This is a genomic window from Massilia orientalis (assembly GCF_030411975.2).
Lineage (GTDB): Bacteria > Pseudomonadota > Gammaproteobacteria > Burkholderiales > Burkholderiaceae_D > Telluria > Telluria orientalis.
In genome coordinates, this window is sequence record NZ_JASNRB020000006.1 from 75,494 (window position 1) to 91,260 (window position 15,767).

The 15,767-nt window shown below is 69.3% G+C and carries 13 protein-coding genes; 6 read left to right on the plus strand and 7 right to left on the minus strand.

What is annotated here, in order from left to right; genetic code table 11:
- Position 1: 1 nt before the first annotated feature.
- Positions 2-1,396 (plus strand): GGDEF domain-containing protein, encoded by a 1,395-nt coding sequence (locus tag QPK29_RS10885; RefSeq protein WP_371768264.1) that lies wholly within the window; start codon positions 2-4, stop codon positions 1,394-1,396.
- Here QPK29_RS10885 and QPK29_RS10890 read toward each other — a convergent pair.
- Complete coding sequence (locus tag QPK29_RS10890; protein WP_160407469.1) at positions 1,393-2,838, minus strand: NAD-dependent succinate-semialdehyde dehydrogenase; 1,446 nt, start codon at positions 2,836-2,838, stop codon at positions 1,393-1,395. The genes QPK29_RS10885 and QPK29_RS10890 overlap by 4 nt on opposite strands.
- A gap of 163 nt (positions 2,839-3,001) precedes the next feature.
- Here QPK29_RS10890 and QPK29_RS10895 point away from each other — a divergent pair, with 163 nt between their 5' ends.
- A complete protein-coding gene (locus tag QPK29_RS10895; protein ID WP_371768265.1) occupies positions 3,002-3,220 on the plus strand; it encodes a hypothetical protein in 219 nt (72 codons plus the stop codon).
- A 5-nt stretch (positions 3,221-3,225) separates the two neighbouring features.
- On the opposite strand, the gene QPK29_RS10900 is transcribed toward QPK29_RS10895, so the two are convergent.
- The 3 genes from QPK29_RS10900 to QPK29_RS10910 form a co-directional block, all read right to left on the minus strand.
- Positions 3,226-4,611, minus strand: a complete 1,386-nt coding sequence (locus QPK29_RS10900) for a YncE family protein (protein ID WP_371768266.1) — start codon at positions 4,609-4,611, stop codon at positions 3,226-3,228.
- The gene (locus QPK29_RS10905) at positions 4,598-4,927 is read right to left on the minus strand and encodes a DUF305 domain-containing protein (protein WP_371768434.1); all 330 of its coding nucleotides are present in this window, start codon (positions 4,925-4,927) and stop codon (positions 4,598-4,600) included. The genes QPK29_RS10900 and QPK29_RS10905 overlap by 14 nt, the downstream gene beginning before the upstream one ends.
- A 64-nt stretch (positions 4,928-4,991) precedes the next feature.
- Complete coding sequence (locus tag QPK29_RS10910) at positions 4,992-5,318, minus strand: CzcE family metal-binding protein (RefSeq protein ID WP_371768267.1); 327 nt, start codon at positions 5,316-5,318, stop codon at positions 4,992-4,994.
- A 151-nt stretch (positions 5,319-5,469) separates the two neighbouring features.
- Between QPK29_RS10910 and QPK29_RS10915 the strand changes: the two genes are divergently transcribed.
- Both QPK29_RS10915 and QPK29_RS10920 read left to right on the plus strand, forming a co-directional pair.
- The gene (locus QPK29_RS10915) at positions 5,470-6,141 is read left to right on the plus strand and encodes a heavy metal response regulator transcription factor (RefSeq protein ID WP_056135848.1); all 672 of its coding nucleotides are present in this window, start codon (positions 5,470-5,472) and stop codon (positions 6,139-6,141) included.
- A gap of 11 nt (positions 6,142-6,152) precedes the next feature.
- Positions 6,153-7,469, plus strand: coding sequence for a heavy metal sensor histidine kinase (locus QPK29_RS10920; protein ID WP_371768268.1), 1,317 nt, complete (start codon positions 6,153-6,155; stop codon positions 7,467-7,469).
- 12 nt (positions 7,470-7,481) lie between these two features.
- Here the strand turns inward: QPK29_RS10920 and QPK29_RS10925 are convergent, their stop codons facing one another.
- Entirely contained in the window at positions 7,482-9,410 is a 1,929-nt protein-coding gene (locus QPK29_RS10925) for a TonB-dependent receptor plug domain-containing protein (protein ID WP_371768269.1), read from the minus strand.
- 174 nt (positions 9,411-9,584) lie between these two features.
- Between QPK29_RS10925 and QPK29_RS10930 the strand changes: the two genes are divergently transcribed.
- Together QPK29_RS10930 and QPK29_RS10935 are read left to right on the plus strand one after the other, a co-directional pair.
- The gene (locus QPK29_RS10930) at positions 9,585-10,967 is read left to right on the plus strand and encodes an alpha-L-fucosidase (protein ID WP_371768270.1); all 1,383 of its coding nucleotides are present in this window, start codon (positions 9,585-9,587) and stop codon (positions 10,965-10,967) included.
- Positions 10,968-11,053: 86 nt separating this feature from the next.
- A complete protein-coding gene (locus QPK29_RS10935) occupies positions 11,054-13,645 on the plus strand; it encodes a glycoside hydrolase family 2 protein (protein ID WP_371768271.1) in 2,592 nt (863 codons plus the stop codon).
- Here the strand turns inward: QPK29_RS10935 and kdgD are convergent, their stop codons facing one another.
- Entirely contained in the window at positions 13,646-14,557 is a 912-nt protein-coding gene (gene kdgD / locus QPK29_RS10940) for a 5-dehydro-4-deoxyglucarate dehydratase (protein WP_160407481.1), read from the minus strand.
- A 155-nt stretch (positions 14,558-14,712) separates the two neighbouring features.
- Positions 14,713-15,759: a LacI family DNA-binding transcriptional regulator gene (locus QPK29_RS10945; protein ID WP_371768272.1), complete on the minus strand. Its 1,047-nt coding sequence runs from the start codon at positions 15,757-15,759 to the stop codon at positions 14,713-14,715.
- Between the last annotated feature and the right edge of the window lie 8 nt (positions 15,760-15,767).

Consider the following 15,767-nt stretch of genomic DNA (forward strand, 5'->3'; position numbering starts at 1 on the left):
CGTGCAACTTTCCCATGCCCCCCATCGACCGGTTGCCGGCCTCGACCTGAAAGACGCGCTGCTCGTCGGCGCGCTCGTCTTCGTCTGTTCCATCTTCGGCATCTACACGGCGCCCCCGGGCGTGCTGGCCGCGTTCTGGCCCACGAACGCCGTCCTCGTCGGGCTGCTGTTGCGGCGCGCCCATCCGCCGACAGCGGCGCACTGGCTGGCCGCCATCGCCGGCTACATCGTCGCCGACCTGATCATGCGGCACGGCTGGCCCAAGACCGTCATGCTCACGACGACCAACCTGATGGGCGTGTCGGTGTGTTATGCGCTGCTGAAACGGATGAGCGACGACATGCGCGGCCTGCGCCATCCGCGCTCGATGCTGCGTTTCGTGCTGGTGGCGCTGTGCGGCGCCGCGGCGGCCGGCGTGGGCGGCACCGTGATCCACCCGGCGCTGTTCGGCGGCACGCGCGCCTACGGCTTCCTGTTCTGGTTTTCGACGGAGCTCGTCAACACCATCGCGATCCTGCCCGTGCTGCTGACGATGCCGGACCTCGCGCGCCGGCTGGCCGGACGCGGGCGCCGCGGCGACGCGTCCACCTGGCGCATCGGCCATCTCGCGCCGCTGGCCGCGTTCGCGGGCAGCCTGTGGCTGGAGACGCAGCTGGGCGGGCCGGGCGTGATCTCCTTCCCGATTCCCGCGATGCTGTGGTGCGCGCTGACGTACAGCCTGTTCGCCACGGCCGGCATCACCTTGCTGTTCTCGATGTGGACCCTGCTTGCGATCGCCAGCGGCATGCTCGCGATCGGCGCTGCGGTCGATACCCCGCAAGCCGTCATGTCGCTGCGCGTCGGGGTGACGCTGACGGCGCTGGCGCCGCTGGCCGTCGCCAGCGTGATGGTGGCGCGCAACGAGCTGCTGGCGCGGCTGCAGCATGCGGCCTCGCACGATCCGCTGACGCAGGTGCTCAACCGCGGCGGCTTCATGGCGCGCGCGGACGCGGTGCAGGCGGCCGCCGTGCTGATGATGGACATCGATTTTTTCAAGAAGGTCAACGACACCCACGGCCACGCGGCCGGCGACGCCGTGCTGGCCCATTTCGCGCGCGTGGCGGCGGGATGCTTGCGTGCGGGCGACGTGCTGGGGCGCCTGGGCGGCGAGGAGTTCGCCGTGTTGCTGCCCGGCTGCGCGCCCGGGGACGCGCGCGCGATCGCGCAGCGCATCTGCGACGCGTTCGCGGCGCAGCCCGCGGTGCTGGAGGGCGGCGTGCGCCTGCACGCCACCGTCAGCATCGGCCTGGGCTGCCGGGACGCCCCGGACACGCCCATCGGCACGTTGCTGTCGCAGGCCGACGCGGCGCTCTACAGCGCCAAGCACGCCGGCCGCAACCGCGTCGCCGTCGCCTAGACGCCCACCATCGAGATGGCCTTCGTGTTGAGGTAGGCTTCCAGCGCTTCCGGACCGCCTTCGGAACCGTAGCCGGAATCCTTGACGCCGCCGAACGGCAGCTCGGCGCTCGGCGTGGCCGGCTGGTTAATCCACAGCATGCCCACTTCCACGCGGTTCATCAGCAGGTGCGCGTTCTTGATCGAGCGCGTGAACGCGTAGCCGGCCAGGCCGTACGGCAGGCGGTTCGCTTCCGCGATCGCATCTTCGAGGCTGTCGAAGCCGCGAATGCCGGCGACGGGGCCGAACGGCTCGTCGTTGAAGATCGACGCTTCCAGCGGCACGTCGGCGAGGATCGTCGGCGCGAAGAAGTTGCCCGCATCGCCCACGCGCTTGCCGCCCGTCGCGACGATGGCGCCCTTGGCCTGCGCATCCTCGACCATCTTCGCCATCGCCGTCACGCGGCGCGAATTGGCGAGGGGACCGAGGGTCGTGCCCTCGAGCAGGCCGTCGCCCAGTTTCAGGCCTTCCGCATGCGCGACGAAGGCGCGCGTGAACTCGTCCTTGATCGCGTTGTGCACGAGGAAGCGGGTCGGGGAGATGCAGACCTGGCCCGCGTTGCGGAACTTGGCGGCGCCGGCGGCCTTGACGGCCAGGGTCACGTCCGCGTCTTCGGCGACGATCACCGGCGCATGGCCGCCCAGTTCCATCGTCACGCGCTTCATGTGCGCACCGGCCAGCGCGGCGAGCTGCTTGCCGACCGGGGTGGAACCCGTGAACGTGACCTTGCGGATGACCGGGTGCGGGATCAAATAGCCCGAGATCTCGGCCGGATCGCCGAACACGAGGCCCACGACGCCGGCCGGTACGCCCGCGTCGACGAAGCACTGGAACAGCGCGGCCGGGGAGGCCGGGGTCTCTTCCGGCGCCTTGCACAGGAACGAGCAGCCGGTGGCCAGCGCGGCGGCCAGCTTGCGCACGACCTGGTTGATCGGGAAGTTCCACGGCGTGAAGGCGGCGACGGGGCCGACCGGTTCCTTCAGCACGAGTTGCTGCGCCTGCGGGTTACGGGCCGGCACGATACGCCCGTACACGCGCATGCCCTCGGCCGCGAACCAGTCGATGATCTCGGCGCCGGCCAGCGCTTCCATTTTTGCTTCCGCAAGCGGCTTGCCCTGTTCCTGGGTCAGTAGGCGGGCGATGTCGCCGGCGCGTTCGCGCAGCAGGCTGGCGGCGCGGCGCATGATGGCGGCGCGCTCGGCGGCGGGCACGAAGCGCCACGCTTCGAAGCCCTTCTGGGCGGCGGCGAGGGCGCGGTCCAGGTCGGCGATGGCCGCGTGCGCGACGGTGCCGATCGCCTGGCCCGTGGCCGGGTTCACGACCGGGATCGTCTTGCCGCCGGTGGCGTCGACCCATTCGTTGGCGATCAGGAGGCGGGTGTCGGGATAGCTGGAGGTGGTCATGGGTCCTCTATGAGTTGTCGGATGCAGAGAACGCAATGATCGCACCGCTGCGGATTGTTTGCTTAACACGGTGTGAAATCGGCGTGAGTGTTTGCGCTTTTAACAAAAGTGATTTGCCAGGCGAAACTTCGCGTACAACTGGCGCGGGCGGTTCCTGTCGACCGTGGCGGAGAACAACCGCGCCAATCCGGGCTATGTGGAGCCGTACGGGCAGGTCGACCTGTCGATCGGGTACAACGTCAACCAGAACCTGAGCCTGTCGCTGGAAGCGATCAACCTGACCGACGAACACCAGCGCCAGCACGGCCGTACCGACATGCAGGTCCTGTCGGTCACGACGGGCGGTCCGCGCTACATGCTGGGTGCCCGCTACAAGTTCTGACGGCGTCAGCCCGCCAGCACGGCCGCGGCCGGGGAGGGGGCTGTCGTCCCCTCCATGATCAGGATCTTCCCGGCGGCCTGGCCGGCGGGCGCCGCGTCCGGCCGGGTGAAGGACCGCACGGGTCCGATCATCGTGCCGTTCGCATTGCCCTTCGCATCCGTGCGCACGGTGCCGACCGGCTGGCCGCCCAGGACCACGCTGTACTGCGTCGCCGGCTTGAGCTTGAACACGTTGACCTCGAGCGCATCGACGACGCCCAGCTGGCGCGCGACGACGAAGCCGCGTGCCGCCGCGCCGTCGGGCGCCGCGAGCGGGATGTTGACGGCATCCTGGTTGATCCTCGGACTCAGGTTGTCCGCGCTGCCCGGCGCCGCCACGTGCGACAGGTAGACGAGGGCCTGCGGCGCCTGCCCGCCGGGCATGTGCGCGACCACCTTGTTGACGGCGGGGTCGATGACGTCGACCCCGTCGCCGTTTTCCAGGCCCACGTAGACGCGGCTGCTGTCGTCCGACGTCCAGATCCCGTGCGGCAGCGCGCCGGTCGGGATCGTGGCGACGAGCGTCGCGTCCTTGTCCGTCGTGTACACCTTCACGACGTTCTCGCCGCCCACCGTCACGTACGCAAGCGTCTTGCCGCCGACGCGGGCGAACGCGAGGTGGTTCGTGATGAAGCCGGTGTCGATCACGCCCGTCACCTGGAACGTGCGCGTGTCGATGCGCGTGACCTTGCCGACGTCCTTGTGCGTCATCCACATCTCGCGATAGTCCGGCGTGAACTGCAGGAAGGGCGAGAACGGGCTGACGACGGGAATCCGCTTGACGACCTTGTGGGCCTTCACGTCGATGACGTCGACCTCGGGCGTGAAGCTGGAGACGGCGAACGCGAGCTTCCCGTCCGGCAGGAATTGCACCATGCCGGGACCGACGGCCGTCGGGATGCGGCGCGTTTCCCTGAACGTGTGCGGGTCGATGACGGAGATGTAATCCTCGCCGCGCACGGCCACCCACACTTCCTTGCCGTCGGCCGTGAAGAAGCCTTCGTGGGGCGAGCGGCCGACATAGGTCTTGCCCTTGACCTTGTTCGTCGCGGTGTCGATGAACGTCACGGAGTTCGAACCGTTCGAGACCGCGATCAGGGTCTTGTGGTCGGGCGAGAAGCCGAGGCCGTGCACGTTGATCTCGCCGCGGTACAGCGGCGACAGCACGTCGGGACGCTGGTTGCCCAGCACGATCTGGCCCAGCAGGCGGTTGCCGGCCGGGTCGAAGACCGAGATGGTGTTCGTGTTCTGGTCGGCCGTGTACACGCGGTCCGAAGCTGCCGGGAGGGCCATTGCCGCCTGCGCGACGGCGAGGGCGCCCGCGGCGATGGCGAGCCGTTCAATGGTGTTCATGCTGACTCCTTGTCTGCGAGGGGTGACGTGCCAGCCACGCCCGCATCACGTTGATTTCGTTCTGCTGCTCGGCGATGATGCCGAGCGCCAGGTTGCGCAGTTCCGGGTCCCGCGTATTCAGCAGGACGGCCTTCGCCATGTCGATGGCGCCCTGGTGGTGCGGCATCATCATCGTGACGAAGTCGTGGCCCGGCTCGCCGGTCATCGGCGCGGCGGCCATGTCGCGGTCCATGATCGCCATCGCGTCGTTCATGAGCGCCGCGAACGGCTTGTCGCTGGACGCGACGAACGATGCGGGTGCCGGCGATCCGTGCATGTGCTGGGCGCTGGCGGCCGTGGCGGCGCACAGCGCCAATGTGGCTGCGAGGGCTTTCATGGCATCAGTCCTGGTACAGCGGGTTGGGGGCGATGTAGACCCGCACGTCCGGCACGGTCACGCCCTTCGGCGCGATGGCCGACAGCGGCACGGAATCCGTGCTGGGCCACGCGTCGAACACGAACGTGAAGCGCTGGCCACCGACATCGAAGCGCACCGTCTGGCCGTTGGTGACGTTGACCCAGCGGGTCGAGGTGTCGATGGCGACGTCGCGGTCGGCCGTATCGCTCATGATGACGCGGCCGGCATCCATCGGGCGCGGCATGGCGCCGGCCGTGCCGGCGGCGAGGGCGAATATGGACAGGGCGAGGGTGCGGGTCAGCTTGGTCATGCGGTTCTCCTTCGTGGTTGGGATGGACGCATTGTGCAAAAGGGCCGCTGACGCGAGCGTGACTTCAACATGACAATTGGATGACAGTCCGATGGTGCACCTGTCATCCAGCGGCGCCGGGAAATGCGGCACAATGTCCGCAGGAGGACGCATGCGCATATTGATCGTCGAAGACGAGCCCAAGACGGGCGACTACCTGCACAAGGGCTTGCGCGAGTCCGGCTTCAACGCCGACCTCGCGCGCACCGGACCGGACGGCCTGCACCTGGCGCTGGAGCACGACTACGACCTTGTCGTGCTCGACGTGATGCTGCCGGCGATGGACGGCTGGACGGTGCTGTCCAGGCTGCGCGAGCACAAGGAAACACCGGTGCTGTACCTGACGGCGCGCGACGACGTGGCCGACCGCGTGCGCGGCCTGGAGCTCGGCGCGGACGACTATCTCGTGAAGCCGTTCGCGTTCGCCGAGTTGCTGGCGCGCGTGCGCACGCTGCTGCGGCGCGCGCCCACGCGCGAGCCCGACATCCTGGCCGTGGCCGACCTCGAGATCGACCTGCGCCGCCACCGCGTCACGCGCGCCGGCAAGCGCATCGACCTCACGCCGAAGGAGCACGCGCTGCTCGTGCTGCTGGCGCGGCGCCAGGGCGAGGTGCTGTCACGCTCGCTGATTTCGTCGCAGGTGTGGGACATGAACTTCGATTCGGACACGAACGTCGTCGACGTCGCCATCCGCCGCCTGCGCACGAAGGTCGACGATCCGTACCCGGTCAAACTGATCCACACGGTGCGCGGCATGGGCTACCTGATGGAAGAGCGCGAGTGACGGCGCGTCCGATGTCCATCGCCCTGCGTCTGGGCCTGCTGTTCGCCGCGATCGCCGCCGCCGTGTTCGTCGCGGTCGGCGCCTATCTGTACCAGACGCTGGCGCACCAGATGGGCCGGCGCGACGATGCGGACCTGCTCAACAAGGCAGTGCTGGCGCGCCAGCTGCTGGGCGCATTGCCGACGCGCGATCCCGCGCTGCTGGCGCGCGCCATCGGCCAGGACGGCGTCACCCTGCAGGTGAGCGCGGCGGACGGCAGCGTGTCCGCCGTGCCGCTGGGGCGCGATCCGGGCCTCGCGGACATCGCCGCGCGCGACGATGCGCGGGGCTCCCGGCGCGTCGTCACCGTGCTGGCCGGCGCTGCCGCGGCGCCGCTGCAGGTGACGCTCGTGCGCACGCGCTCCGACCGGCTCGCGATCCTGCGCCGTTATGCGTTCGACCTGCTGGGCGCCCTCGTGGCGGGCACGCTCGTCGCGGCGGCCCTCGGGTTCGCGGCCGTGAAGCGGGGCCTGCGTCCGTTGTACGGCGTGATCGCCCGCGCCGACGCCATCCACGCCCAGCGCCTCGCGGTGCGCATGCCCGCCGCCGAGCTGCCGGCCGAGCTGCGCGCGCTGGCCGTCGCGTTCAATGCGATGCTCGACCGGCTGGAAGAGGGCGTCCAGCGCCTGTCGGGCTTCGCGGCCGACCTCGCGCACGACCTGCGCACGCCCGTCAACGCGCTGATGATGCAGACCCAGGTCGCGCTCGCGCGCGTGCGCACGGCGGACGAGTACGAGGCCCTGTTGGCGTCCAACCTCGAGGAATACGAGCGGCTGGCGCGCATGATCGAGAACACGCTGTTCCTGGCGCGCGCCGACAACGCCCAGCTGGCGCTGGCGAGCACCGCGCTCGACGTGCGCGCGGAACTGGAGCACATCCGTGAATATTTCGAGATGCTGGCCGAGGACAAGGGCATCCGGTTCGGCCTCGGCGACGTCGCCGGCCTGCAGGTTCACGCGGACCCGGTGCTGCTGCGGCGCGCCGTCAACAACCTCGTGTCGAACGCGATCGCGCATACGCCGCGGGGCGGCGCCGTCAACCTGGGTGCGGCGAGCGACGGCCAGTGGGTCACGCTGTCGGTGGAAAACAGCGGCGACGGCATCGCGCCCGAGCACCTCGAGCGCGTGTTCGAACGCTATTACCGGGCCGACGCGGCGCGCGGCGCGGGGAGTTCGGTCGGCCTGGGGCTGTCGATCGTGCGCGCCATCATGCGCCTGCACGGGGGCACGGCGGAAGTCGACAGCGTGCCGGGCGGGCGCACCGTGTTCAGCCTGCGGTTTCCGTCCTGACGCCGGCTGGCGTCAGGGCGTCCACACGACCCGCACGGCGAGCGCGCGCTCGTATTCGCTGCGCGTGGCCGGCGCCCCGAATTCCGCATGGCGCGGATCGAAGACGTTCTGGGCGATGATCGACAGTTCGAGGCCGCGGCGGATGCGCCAGCCCCAGCGCGCATCGACGGCCGTGTACGCGGGCACGCTCGGGCGCGGCAGCGCGCCCACGTGGCGCAGCGTGACGTCGAATTCCTGGCCGGCGCCGATGTCGTACGAGGAGCGCACCTGCCAGTAATGCGTCGGGTCGCTCGTGAACAGGCCCGTCGCTCCCGACAGGTCGCGGCTGCCGGGTTCCAGGGTCGTGCCGACGCGCTGCACGACGCCGCCGCCGGACAGGCGCCACGCATCCGCCGCCTGCCACGTGGCCCACGCTTCGATGCCGCGCGTGAGGCCGTCGGCCCGGTTCTCGAACACGGAACCCGGGCCGGACGGATTCGGCTCCAGCGTGCGCAGCCGGTCGTAGCGGCTGAAGAACAACGTGGTCGAATACGACAGGGACGCCGAGGGCCGGCCGCGGTAGCCCAGTTCGAACACCTTGGCCGTCTCCGATTCGAACCCGGGACCGCCCGCCACGCCATACTGCGGCACGCCGTTCACGACGGGCGGCCGGATGGGGCTGTACAAATCGCGGTCGATGCGCGACGGCGCCCGCACGGCGCGCGAGAGCGACGTCCACACGAGGGAAGCCGGCCGCGGATTCCACGCGAGGCGCAAGGTGGGCAGCACTTCGGCGCCCGTGTAATTGTTGTCCTCGATTTTCAGGCCGGCCATGAGGCGCAGGTTGTCGCGCAGCGTGATCTCGTCCTGCGCGAACAGGTTCGCCCAGCGCAGGTTCAGCGTCCCGGGCAGGAAGCCGAACGCGGGGCCGTTCTCGACGCGGTCGTGGCCCAGGCGGTAGCCGCCGCCCCACACGACGTGGTGGTTGCCGTCGACGTGCACGGCGTGCTGCAGTTGCAGGTCGAACGTGTCGAGGCGTTCGTGGAAGGCGTTCGGCTGGTCGCGCTCCGTGTGGTCCCAGTACAGCTGGAGGGTGGCCGACGAGCCGTCCGCGAACGTGCGCGCCGCGCGCCCCAGCAGGTTCGCGCCGGCGACCCTGATGTCGCGCGTATTCGCCTGGCGCAGCCGGGCATCGTAGACGTCACCCTGGACCGTGAGCCCATCGCCCCAATCGGTGCGGAACCCGGCCTGGTCGCGGTGCCAGCCCGTCTGCGAGCTGGCGTCCGTCGCCGTGTGCGTGTCGTCGTTTTCGGCGTGCTTGGCGTAGGCGCGGTAGTGGCCGTCGCCTTTCATCCGGCCGCCGTAGCGCACGGCGCCGTCGCGCGCATCCTTGCCGAGGGTCGTCGCCAGCAGCGCGCCCTGGGTGGCGGCGGACGATTTCGTGATGATGTTGATGACGCCGTTGACGGCATTCGCACCCCACAAGGTCGCGCCCGGGCCGCTGATCACTTCGATGCGCTCGACATCGTCCAGCACCACGTCCTGCACGTCCCAGAACACGCCGGAAAACAAGGGAGAGTACACGGTGCGGCCGTCGATCAGCACGAGCAGCTTGTTTTCGAACGGGCTGGAAAAGCCGCGCGCCGTGACCGCGTAATTACGCGCATCGACGCGCGCCACCTGCAGGTTCGGCGCGAGCCGCAGCGCTTCCGGCAGCGACGCGGCGCCCGCGCGGCGGATGTCGTTGCCCGTGATGACGAAGATGGAGGCCGCCGCGTCGGACAGCGATTCCGACCGTTTCGACACGGACGTGACCTGGATGTTGGCCAGTTCTTCCAGGCTCAGTTCCGCGATATCGTCGTTCTGCGCGGGGACGATGGCCACGGCCGCCGGCGCGGCGAGCAGGGTGGCGAGGAGGGCAGAGACCCGGACGGCGGCGGGAAACAATGTGGAACTGGGCATGGTAACAGGACACATTTAGTCGAATTCGCAAGATTGTATTGCAGAAATCGATTTGTTAACGATACCATCGTGCCGTGCGCCGGTTCGACATTTTTCATAACGGCGAAAAGTGATTTGATGATTGCGGAGATGCGCCGCAACTCGGACAATCCGGAAAAATCCAACGGAGACACTGTGAAGCCATTCATCCCCGCGCACGGCCGCCGCCGTCGCGCCCTGGCCGGCCTGTTGCTGGCCGCCGCCGCATGCGCGCTGCCGGGCGTGGCGTCCGCACGGACGACCCCCGCCGGGGCGCCGGCCGCCGACGGCGACGCGGCCGCCCGCATCGCCTGGTGGCGCCAGGCCCGCTTCGGCATGTTCATCCACTGGGGCCTGTACGCCATCCCCGGCCGCGGCGAGTGGGCGCAATTCATGGAACAGACCCCGGTGAACGAATACGCGAAGCTCGCCGGCCAGTTCAAGCCGCGCCACTTCGACCCCGACGGGTGGGCGCAGCTGGCGAAGTCCGCGGGCATGAAATACATGGTGTTCACGTCGCGCCACCACGACGGCTTTGCGATGTTCGACGACGGCGACAATCCGTTCTCGAGCACGAAGACGGCCGCGCAGCGCGATTTCGTCGCGGACTACGTGAAGGCCGCGCGCAAGGCCGGCATGGGCGTGGGGCTGTATTACTCGCCGCTGGACTGGCGCTACCCGGGCTACTTCTTCCCCGACCTGTACCGGGACAGCGCGGAAGCGATGCGGGCCCAGTACCACCGCCAGATGGAAAAACTGCTGTCCAACTACGGCAAGCTCGACGTGCTGTGGTTCGACGGCGGCGAGACCGACTGGCTGAGCTTCGGCGGCGACTGGTCCGCCGCGCAGTGGCAGAAGCGCGCGCCCGGCAAGCATTACGGCGGCGGCTTCGACTGGCAGCACGACAAGGTGCACACGATGCTGCGCCGCCTGCAGCCGAACGTCGTCATCAACGGCCGCGCGGACATGAAGGAAGACTTCCATTCGCGCGAGGGCGACGGCGCGCTGGGCGACTACGACGACCAGCATCCGTGGGAGCTGTGCACGACGATCGCCGGCGCCTGGGGCTACCAGCCGAACATGCAGCCGAAGCCCCTGAAGCACTACATCCAGCTGCTGGCGAACGTGGCGGGCCGCGACGGCAACCTGCTGCTCAACGTGGGGCCCGACCCCGACGGCCGCATCGACCCGGCGCAGGCCCAGCGCCTGCGCGAGATCGGCGCGTGGCTGGGCAAGCACGGCGACAGCATCTACGGCACCCGCGGCGGGCCGTTCCTGCCGGGCAACTGGGGCGCCTCCACGCGCCGCGGCAACACGGTCTATGTCCACGTGCTGAACTGGCCGGGCGACAAGCTCGCGCTGCCGGCGATCCCGGCCCGCGTCGTGCGCGCGTCCGTGCTGGGGGGCGGCGCGGCGAAGGTCGCGCAATCCGCGCGCGGCATCGAGATTTCGGTGCCGGCCGCCGCGCGTGACGACATGGACACTGTGGTGGCCCTGCAACTGGATGCGTCCGCCGAAGGGCTCGCGCCCGTGCGCTGAAAAAACGTTCGCCGCTCCGGTGGATTTCACCATTGCCCGCGTGGGCCGGGCATCCGCACAATGACGATTTTCTACCTGGAGCACGAATGCGTTCGCAGACGGCGACCCTGACACGCCTGGCGACCCGCGCCGCCATCGCGCTTGCCATATTGACCGGCGCGGTCCATGCCGCGACCCCGGCCGAAGCACCCACCGCGCGCCAGCGGCAGAATTTCAACGCCGGCTGGCGCTTCCACCTGGGCGACATCGGCGGCGCCGAGAAGGCCGACTTCGACGACGGCGACTGGCAGGCCGTGGGCCTGCCGCACAGTTTCAGCACGCCTTACTTCCAGGCGCCCGAGGTGTACGTCGGCTACGGCTGGTACCGCAAGGACATCGTGCTGCCGCAGTTGACCGCCGGGCGCCGCTGGACGCTCGAATTCGAAGCCGCGTTCCAGACGGCCGAGGTGTACGCGAACGGCCGCAAGATCGCGCGCCACCGCGGCGGCTATACCGGCTTTCCCGTCGATCTCACGAGCGCCTTGCACCCGGGGCGCAACGTGATCGCCGTCCGCGTCGACAACACCTGGGACCCCACGCTCGCCCCGCGCGCAGGCGAACATATCTTCAGCGGCGGCATCTACCGCGACGTCTGGCTCGTGACGACGGACGACGTGCACGTCCCCTGGACCGGCACCACCGTCACGACGCCGGGCCTGGCGGGCCGCAGCGGCGCCGTGCGCGTGGCGACGGAGGTGCGCAACGACGGCCGCAACCCGGTCAAGGTGAGGGTGCGCACCCGCATCGCCGACGCCCGCGGCGCCACCGTGGCCGTGCTGCCCGATGCGGCCGTCCGCGTGCCGCCGGGGCGGACGCTGGACGTCGCGCAGCAGTCCGCGCGGCTGTCGGGCCTCAAGCTGTGGAGTCCCGAGACGCCCATGCTGTACCGCGCCGTCACGACCCTCGCCGTGGCGGGGCGCCCGCGCGACCGCTTCGAGACGTCGTTCGGCTTCCGCACCATCGAGTGGACGGCCGACCAGGGCTTTTTTCTCAACGGCGAGCACCGCTACTTCCGCGGCGCCAACGTGCACCAGGACCAGGCCGGATGGGGCGACGCCGTGACGAATGCCGCCATCGACCGCGACGTGCAGCTGATGAAGGATGCCGGCTTCGATTTCATCCGCGGCTCGCACTATCCGCACGACCCGCATTTCGCCGAAGCGACCGATCGGATCGGCATGCTGTTCCTGCCGGAGGCGCCGTTCTGGGGCACGGCCGGCATGAAGAGTCCGTGGAGCCGGTCTGCCTATCCGCCCGAAGCCGAACACCATGCCGCGTTCGAGGACAGCGTCAAGCAGCAGCTGGCGGAACTCATCCGCATCAACCGCAACCATCCGTCGGTCGTGGCGTGGGGCATGGACAACGAGGTCTTCTTCACCGACAAGGACACGCTGCCGGCCGTGCGCAAGCTGCTGGCGGACGAGGTGGCGCTGTCGCACAGGCTCGATCCCACGCGGCCCGCGGCCGTCGACGGCGCGCAGCGGGGCGACATCGACCGCATCGGCGACATCGCCGGCTACAACGGCGACGGCGCCGTGCTGTTCCCGAATCCCGGCATCGCCAACTTCGTCGCGGAGTACGGCTCGACCATCTCGGACCGGCCGGGCGAATACGACCCGGGCTGGGGCGACATCGAACACACGCCGGGCGCGAAGGCGGGCGAGCCGGCGTCGTGGCGCTTCCCGTGGCGCGCGGGAGAGGCCGTGTGGGCCGGGTTCGACCACGGCTCGATCGCGGGCAAGTTCGGCTCGATGGGCCTCGTCGATTATGCGCGGCTGCCGAAGCGCAGCTGGTTCTGGTACCGCAACGCCTACCGCGGCATCGCGCCGCCCGCGTGGCCGCAGCCGGGCCGGCCGGCCGCCCTGCGGGTGACGGCCAGCAGCCCCGTGATCCGCCACGCGGACGGCACGGACGACGTGCAGCTGGTCGTGACGGTCGTCGACGCGGCCGGCAAGGCGCTGTCCAACAGCCCGCCCGTGCGGCTGGCGCTGGAAGCGGGGCCGGGCGAGCTGCCGACGGGGCGCGGCATCGCGTTCACGCCGGATGGCGACATCCCGATCCGCGACGGCCAGGCGGCCATCGCCATGCGCAGCTGGCAGCGCGGCACGACACGCATCCGCGCGACGTCGCCCGGCCTCGCCGACGGCGTGCTGACGGTGGAGACGGTGGATGGTCCGGCCTTCGTGGACGGCGTGACGCCGCTGGCGGCCGACCGGCCGTACCTGCAGCGCAAGATGGAAGTGGGGGCGGAGCAGGCGTTCGGCCTGAAGAATCCGACGCAGGCCAGTTCGAGCGCGGCCGGCCATGCGCCGTCGCTGGCCAACGACGGCGACGCCGCCACGTGGTGGGCCCCGGCGGCGGACGACGCCGCGCCGTGGATCGCCATCGACCCCGAGCGCATCGTGAATTACCGCCGGCTGGCCGTGCGGTTCGCGCCGGACGGGCGTTGCGGCGTGACGGCGCAAGCGCAGGATGCGGGGGGCGTGTGGCAGGTGCTGGCCGACGTGCCGGCGGCGGCCGACACGTTCGACGTGCCCGTGCGCGCCGTCACGGGACGGCGCCTGCGGCTGCGCCTAGCGAGCGCCAACTGCCGCATCGCCGACGTCGTCATCATGGGGACGCCGGCGACCTTCTGGTGATCAGCGCACGTTCTGCTTCTTGATCAGTTGATCCAGCATGGCGTGTTCTTCTTCCGTCAGGTCGGTCAGCGGCGCGCGCACCGGGCCGCCGTCGTGGCCGACGAGGCGGGCCCCGGCCTTGACGATCGACACGGCGTAGCCGGCCTTGCGGTTGCGGATCGCCAGGTAGGGCAGGAAGAATTCGTCCAGCAGGCGGTTCGTCGTGGCGTGGTCGTCCTTGGCGATCGCGTGATAGAAATCCATCGCCAGTTGCGGCATGAAGTTGAAGACGGCCGACGAGTACACGGGCACGCCCAGCGCTTTATACGCCGCGGCGTAGACTTCCGCGGTCGGCAGGCCGCCCAGGTAGCTGAAGCGGTCGCCCAGTCGGCGCCAGATCGAGACCATCAGTTCGATGTCGCCGATGCCGTCCTTGAAGCCGATCAGGTTGGGGCAGCGGTCGGCCAGCTTTTCCAGCGAGTCCGCGGTCAGGCGGCATTGCGCGCGGTTGTACACGACGACGCCGATGTTCACCGATTTGCAGACTTCTTCCACGTGCGCGACGAGGCCGTCCTGGCTCGCTTCCGTCAGGTAGTGCGGCAGCAGCAGCACGCCTTTCGCGCCCAGGCGCTCGGCTTCCTGGGCAAAGGCGATCGCGGCGCGGGTCGGGCCGCCGACGCCGGCCAGGATGGGCACTTTACCGGCGCACGTGTCGACGGCAGTCTTGATCACTTGCGAGTATTCGTCGTGCGTCAGCGAAAAGAATTCGCCGGTGCCGCCGGCCGCGAACAGGGCGGTGGCGCCGTACGGCGCGAGCCATTCCAGGCGTTCGATGTAGGTGCTCTTGCGGAAGTTGCCTTCGGCATCGAAGTCGGTGATGGGGAAGGACAGCAGGCCGGACGACATCACTTGCTTGAGTTCTTGCGGATTCATTTGTGCTCCAGGGCGGTGGGTTTGACTTGTCAGACATCGTACAACTAAGATCGCGACGTCGCAAGAAGAATCTTTTGATGTGCGGCGGGTGCGCCACGCTGCCCATGAACGTCGTCCCCGCGGAGGCGGGGACGACGGTTTTTGCGTGTCAGGCCTTAACCGATTTGCCGCGTCGTGCCGCGCTCGACCAGGTTGAACCCCACGTCCACGACATTCCCCGCCGGCGCCTCGCCTTCGATCTTCGCGATGAGCGCCCGGGCCGCCTGCACGCCGATGGCGCGCTTGTCGACGTGGACGGACGAGATGGGAGGATGCGTGTACGCGGCGAAGTCGAAGTCGCCGAAGCCCATGATGCCGAGCGTCTCCGGCACGGCGATGCCTTGCGCCTGCGCCTCGACGAGGGCGCCCTGGGCCAGCACGTCCGAGCTGCACACGACGACGTCGGGCGCGTGGCCTTCCGCGAGGATCGCGCGCAGGCCTTCGCGGCCGAGATTCATCACGGTCGGCGGCGTGGCCAGGTGCGTGGCGACGGGCACCACGCCGTGCCGTTCCAGTTCCGCCTCCAGCGCGAGGCGGCGCCGGTTCGCGCGCTCGTCGCGTGCGCAGATCGACGCGAACCGTTTATAGCCTTTGGATAGAAGGTATTGCGCGACCTTTTCGCCCACGCGTTCCTGCGAAAAGCCGATGGCGATGTCGATGGGGGAGGGCGTCAGGTCCCACGCTTCGACGACGGGCACGCCGGTCGCCAGCAGTTTCTTGCGCACACCGGGGTGGTGATGGATGCCGGTGAGGACGATGCCGTCGGGCTGGCGCGACAGGATCGCCGTCAGCAGGTCTTCTTCCTTTTGCCGCGAGTAGTTCGACACCGACAGCAGCAGCTGGTAGCCGTGCGCCGACAATTCGTCGTTCAGGCCCTGCACCGTCTCGGCGAACATCGAGTTCGACAGCTGCGGCACGATGGCGGCGATCAGCTGGCTGCGCTTCGTCGTCAGGCTGCCGGCCAGCATGTTCGGGATATAGCCCATCGCGGCCGCCGCTTCTTTCACACGCGCGATCGTGTCCGGCTTGACGAGCCTGGGGTTGTGCAGCGCGCGCGATACCGTGATCGGAGAGAGGCCCGCGAGCCGCGCGACATCCTTGAGCGTGATGCTTTTCGGGCGGTCTCCGTTGGTGGGGAGCGTGTCGTCTGCGGGGGCTATCATGTTGTTGT

Excerpts from the sequence above, each read along its gene's own strand:
- QPK29_RS10910 (WP_371768267.1), bottom strand. The coding sequence starts at position 5,318 with ATGACCAAGCTGACCCGCACCCTCGCCCTGTCCATATTCGCCCTCGCC.
- QPK29_RS10935 (WP_371768271.1), top strand. The coding sequence starts at position 11,054 with ATGCGTTCGCAGACGGCGACCCTGACACGCCTGGCGACCCGCGCCGCC.
- QPK29_RS10925 (WP_371768269.1), bottom strand. The coding sequence starts at position 9,410 with ATGCCCAGTTCCACATTGTTTCCCGCCGCCGTCCGGGTCTCTGCCCTC.
- QPK29_RS10945 (WP_371768272.1), bottom strand. The coding sequence starts at position 15,759 with ATGATAGCCCCCGCAGACGACACGCTCCCCACCAACGGAGACCGCCCG.
- QPK29_RS10920 (WP_371768268.1), top strand. The coding sequence starts at position 6,153 with ATGTCCATCGCCCTGCGTCTGGGCCTGCTGTTCGCCGCGATCGCCGCC.
- QPK29_RS10905 (WP_371768434.1), bottom strand. The coding sequence starts at position 4,927 with ATGCACGGATCGCCGGCACCCGCATCGTTCGTCGCGTCCAGCGACAAG.
- kdgD (WP_160407481.1), bottom strand. The coding sequence starts at position 14,557 with ATGAATCCGCAAGAACTCAAGCAAGTGATGTCGTCCGGCCTGCTGTCC.
- QPK29_RS10900 (WP_371768266.1), bottom strand. The coding sequence starts at position 4,611 with ATGAACACCATTGAACGGCTCGCCATCGCCGCGGGCGCCCTCGCCGTC.
- QPK29_RS10915 (WP_056135848.1), top strand. The coding sequence starts at position 5,470 with ATGCGCATATTGATCGTCGAAGACGAGCCCAAGACGGGCGACTACCTG.
- QPK29_RS10890 (WP_160407469.1), bottom strand. The coding sequence starts at position 2,838 with ATGACCACCTCCAGCTATCCCGACACCCGCCTCCTGATCGCCAACGAA.